This is a genomic window from Pseudemcibacter sp. (assembly GCF_965661635.1).
Taxonomy (GTDB): domain Bacteria; phylum Pseudomonadota; class Alphaproteobacteria; order Sphingomonadales; family Emcibacteraceae; genus Pseudemcibacter.
Genome location: NZ_CBFIEP010000076.1, coordinates 1 through 4,815, shown reverse-complemented (window position 1 = coordinate 4,815; position 4,815 = coordinate 1). Strand labels below are relative to the sequence as shown.

Annotated in this window: 4 protein-coding genes and 1 pseudogene; all 5 read right to left on the bottom strand. The window is 40.2% G+C overall.

Annotated features, from left to right (window positions below):
- A pseudogene (locus ACTF6W_RS05540) lies at window positions 1–805 on the bottom strand (xylose isomerase); the annotation flags it as partial.
- 12 nt (window positions 806–817) lie between these two features.
- Window positions 818–2,299 carry a xylulokinase gene (gene xylB, locus ACTF6W_RS05535; protein ID WP_438993552.1) on the bottom strand — a complete coding sequence of 494 codons (1,482 nt, stop codon included), beginning with the start codon at window positions 2,297–2,299 and terminating at the stop codon, window positions 818–820.
- 102 nt (window positions 2,300–2,401) lie between these two features.
- Complete coding sequence (locus ACTF6W_RS05530) at window positions 2,402–3,184, bottom strand: lysophospholipid acyltransferase family protein (RefSeq protein ID WP_438993551.1); 783 nt, start codon at window positions 3,182–3,184, stop codon at window positions 2,402–2,404.
- Window position 3,185: 1 nt separating this feature from the next.
- Window positions 3,186–4,001, bottom strand: a complete 816-nt coding sequence (locus tag ACTF6W_RS05525; RefSeq protein ID WP_438993550.1) for a GNAT family N-acetyltransferase — start codon at window positions 3,999–4,001, stop codon at window positions 3,186–3,188.
- Window positions 4,002–4,090: 89 nt separating this feature from the next.
- Window positions 4,091–4,815: 3-keto-disaccharide hydrolase (locus ACTF6W_RS05520; RefSeq protein ID WP_438993549.1), on the bottom strand; the 725-nt coding region annotated here is incomplete at its 5' end.

Sequence of the window (4,815 nt, the reverse complement as noted above, 5' to 3'; positions counted from 1 at the left end):
CCTGATCAAGGCCATGATGACGTAAGAAGCCTATGACGGTTTGAGCGTCAAAATCATATTGATGCTTTGTTGGTTCCATGGGTTTTGGTTCAATTAAAAATGTTCCTTTAAAACCATTTGCGCGACCATAATCTCGGGCGGTGGTTAAGAATTGTGCTAAATGTTCCAGTTCGCGTTTAGTATCAGTGTTTTGAAGGCAAATATATCCTTCGCGGCCGCCCCAGAAAACGTAATTCTCACCACCAAGTTCAATCGTGGCATCTATGGCCGCCTTAACTTGTGCTGCAGCGTGGGTTAAGACTTCGAAATTTGGGTTTGTTGAGGCGCCATTCATGTACCTAGGGTTGCTAAAAACATTAGCCGTTCCCCAAAGAAGCTTAACGCCCGTTTCATTTTGCCGTTCTTTCGCAGAGGTTACCATTTTTTGCAGGTTTTTTTCACGCTCTAAAACATTTGGTGAATCTGGTGCCATGTCAATATCGTGAAAACAGTAATAGGGCGTTCCTAGCTTTGTAAAAAGTTCAAAGGCCGCATCCATTTTATTTTGTGCCGCTGTAAGCGGATCGTCGGATTTATCCCATTCAAAAACTTGGGTACCGGGTCCAAATGGGTCGGCGCCAGTCCCACAAAATGTGTGCCAATAACAAACGGCAAAACGAAGGTGTTTTTTCATCGACTTGCCGCCGATCATTTTATTCTCATCATAATATTTAAAGGATAATGGATTATCAGAACCAGCACCCTCATATTTAATTTTTGGGATGCCGCTGAAATATTCTTTGTTGCCAATAAATATATTTGTCATGAGTAAGTCTTTCTATTGGTAATGTGCTGTAATCAGTTTAACGAATGATTGATAATTTTTGTAAACCGTTTCATATGTTTTTACGGTTTCATTGTTTGGGGAACAGCTTTTGATCTTATTTTCTTTTAAATGATCGTCAACGATTTTTTCTATGGAAATGGGTGCGGCATTATATTTTTGATAGGCCCAAAGCGCTTGAAGCGCAGCACCGAAAGCGGCATTTTCCTCAGTGGATAAAACTCGAACCGGAAGATTTAAAATATCAGCGCAGATTTGACGCCATAGAGCACTTTTACTGCCTCCGCCGGTTAAGGTAACCGCATTAAAAGTCATGCCACACCTTTTAAAAGCATCAAGGCCCGCTTTTAAATTGAATATGGCGGCTTCCATTGCAGAACGTATGAAGTGCGCATTGGTCGTATTATTGCTGTCCAACCCAAAGATGGACGCTTTGGCTTTTGGAAGGGCTGGCGTGCGTTCACCGTTAAAAAATGGAACTGTGATGACACCGCCCGAACCGGGTTTTATAAAGGACGCAAGTTTTTCAAATTGTTCAAGATCCACTTCGAGTAAATCACGCATTTGTTCTGTTGCCACAGTGCAATTCATAGTGCAAAGAAGGGGCAGCCATCCACCCGTGGAGGAACAGAATGCGGCAAGGTCACCATCTGGATCAATTGCAGGTTTATTATGATAGGCGAATAGTGTGCCTGATGTGCCGAGGCTTGCGGTTAGCATGCCCGTTTTGACATTTCCGGTACCAATTGCGGCCATCATGTTATCGCCGCCACCTGATGAAATGATAACATTTCGGTTTAACCCATAAGCATCAGCAATTTCCGGGCTAATGATGCCATTAATATTATCGGCATTGATAAGTTCTGGTAAACATGGTTTTAAATCGCGATCCTGATCAAGTGCGGCAATTAATTCATCAGACCATTTTCTTTTGTAAATATCGAGAAGCCCGGTCCCTGAAGCATCGCCATATTCCATGGTTCTTTTTCCGCTAAGATAGAAATTTAAATAATCATGCGGCAATAAGATTGTCGCCATCTGATCATAAGCACTTTTATTGTTTTTCATTAACCAACGAATTTTTGATGCTGTATATCCGACAGCAATTGAATTTCCGGCAATTTTTATGGTTTTTTCCACGCCACTAACATGGTCCATAATTTCATGGCATTCAAGTTCGGTTGCTGTATCGCACCATAATTTTACGGGAGCTAGCACGGCACCGTTCTTATCAATAGGGACAAAACCATGTTGCTGACCAGATACGCCAATGGCAATGACCGTTTTTTTTAATTTATCATCAATATTTTCAAGACATTTTTCAAAACCGTCAATCCACCAACTTGCTTGTTGCTCCATTGAACCATCTTCTTTGGAGATCAATTCATAACTTTGAGATTTAGTGGAGATGATTTTCTTATTTTCAAAATCATAGATTATGACCTTGATACTTTGGGTACCAAGATCAACGCCCATGACTGTTTTTTCAATATTGCTCAAATTTAACCTGCGTTTAATTATTTAAAGCAATATTATTTTATTATTTTTTAAATTGATAGCAAATGATGATTATTTTCTTTAAGCGGCTTTAGGGCAATTGTTAAATTCAGCGTCTAGCCCCGACTTGATCTGGCGGTGTGCCCATTGTGCAAGTGTCTTACGATCTTGAAATGAAGAGGGCCATGTTTGTGGATGAAACTTAATGATGACTTCTTGTTTGATATTGCTTTTTAATAAATTCCAAACATGTGGCGCTAGGTCCATATCACCATACCATGCATATTTATCTCTTACCGATTGGTCGTTGTTAGGTCCATAAATTATTGAAAGCGGCTGGATGACCATTTGACTTTTTGTATATGGCGGCAGAGCAGATGAAAGCAAACCGGGTTTGAAGTTGAGTAATTCTTGACCGTTACTGCTGCTTCCTTCTGGAAATAGAAAAATTTTCTCACCGCTTTTTAAACGTTTGGCGATTTCGTTTCTTTCTTTAAGGGTATTAACTGCCTTGCGGCTAACAAAAAGAGTGCGGCTTAACTTGGCGAGCGTGCCAATGACGGGCCATTTAGAAACATCGGCTTTTGCAACAAATATGCCGTCTGCTACCGTAGCAAGAAGTGGGATGTCTAAATAGGATACATGGTTTGAAATGTAAAAGTTTGCATCTTTTCCAGGTTTTTTACCTTTAATGGTTACCGTTATTCCGCTGCATATTAGACAGACTTTGAAGAAAGGATATGAAAATGCACGTCTGAACGAATTCCCAAACGGAAATGTGATGATATAAGGGGGAAGTAATAATAGTAACACAATGAAAATTGATGTTAATTTACTTACGGCTCTAATGTTGGCGATAAACATTTTATTCTGCTGCTATAAGGTTGGTTGGTTTGCTTGTTGATTTTCGATCACGGGTAAAGTGCGATTTATATTTTCCTGTGATATTTTCAGTTTCAACAACAATGCAAACATCAATCGTGTTGAATTGTTGATCAATGACTGCGCCTAATCCGACGTAGCCACCTACTCTTAGATATCCTTTTAAAAGGGGCGGAAGTTCCGATTGAATTGTGTCAGGACAAATGGCATTTTTATTCAAAATATCCATCTGTTGGAACCGATCTTCATGTGCTTTTGGCTGAATAGATTTAGGCGCAAGATGATAGTGATGCAGATATGATAAAACTTTTTCGGATTGCGCGATATCTGTTCCATGGATACTGCCGCAGCCTAGCATGATTTTAATGCCGTATGTTTCAATATATTCGCTAATACCCCGCCACAGTAATTGCATCGCGCCTTTTCGGCGATAATTTCCATCAATACAAGATCTGCCAAGCTCAAGGATTTCTTCAGGCGCATAAGCAATATTCGATAAATCAAATTCTTGTTCGGAATAAAATCCGGTGGTCACGGCTGCAATATTTCCACGCAGTAATCGATAGGTGCCAACAACACATGGGTTTTCTTGGGTGCCTTTTTCAGTATCGATAACCAAAAGATGATCGCAGACTGCATCATACGTATCTATATCACGTTTTAAGGCTTTACACTTTGTGGATGGTTTGGCCCCCATTTCTTCATAGAATATATGGTAGCGTAGCGCCTGTGCGGCTTCAATTTCGGTATCATTTTCTGCTAAGCGAACTTCAAGACTGTTAAACTTAAGTATTTCCATGTTTAGCTCCTGTCATCCAGTAAACATGGGGATTTAATACGTGGCGTTTGTTACAGTCTCATGTCAGTTTTTTGCTATATTTGTGAAGATTACTTTAGCTTCATCAACATGATATTTCGAAAATCGATAGGATGGCTTTCTGCTTGAAGGGCGATATACCCCTCTTTAAGCGGGAGCGGTTCTGTTATGAAATGTGCGCTGTCTTCTTCGTTTGGAATGATGCGTGTTTTTTCATATTCAAATACCAGTTCACCATTCACAAAATGTTTTATGACTTCATCGCCGCGCACTTCGATTTCGACTTCGACCCACTGATCACCGTGATAGGTTTTAGATGTTGATCGATAACAGTGTTCACTGTAAAGCTTGCCATCAATATGAAAGTCAGTGCCGGGTGTGCAGATGTTTGCGGTTTGGCGTTCATTACCATCACTTAACCCACCAAGAAACTGTGCTTCAACGGATGCTGGGAAATCCTGATCAAAATACATACTTTGTGGTGATTGGCTATGAAACATAACGCCGCTATTTCGGTTATTCCAAACTTCGGATTCTGGTGTTTGCGTACCCGTAAATCGATATTCCATTTTCAAACGGTAATGGGATAATTTTTCCTTATAATAAATATGAGCGTAGGCATCATCAAAGGTTTTATAATTATCATAAACGACACGCATCATGCCATCTTCAACGCGAAAAGTGTTGCGGAAATTAACGTCAATTTCTTGGCCGGAAAATTTAATGGTCCATCCCTCTAAATCTTTGCCGTTAAAGATTTGTTGCCATTCGCCTTCTTGGGCGACAGCAATATTTG

Bases quoted from the DNA above. Each gene is read 5' to 3' on its own strand.
- xylB (WP_438993552.1), bottom strand. From the start codon at position 2,299: ATGGGCGTTGATCTTGGTACCCAAAGTATCAAGGTCATAATCTATGAT.
- ACTF6W_RS05530 (WP_438993551.1), bottom strand. From the start codon at position 3,184: ATGTTTATCGCCAACATTAGAGCCGTAAGTAAATTAACATCAATTTTC.
- ACTF6W_RS05525 (WP_438993550.1), bottom strand. From the start codon at position 4,001: ATGGAAATACTTAAGTTTAACAGTCTTGAAGTTCGCTTAGCAGAAAAT.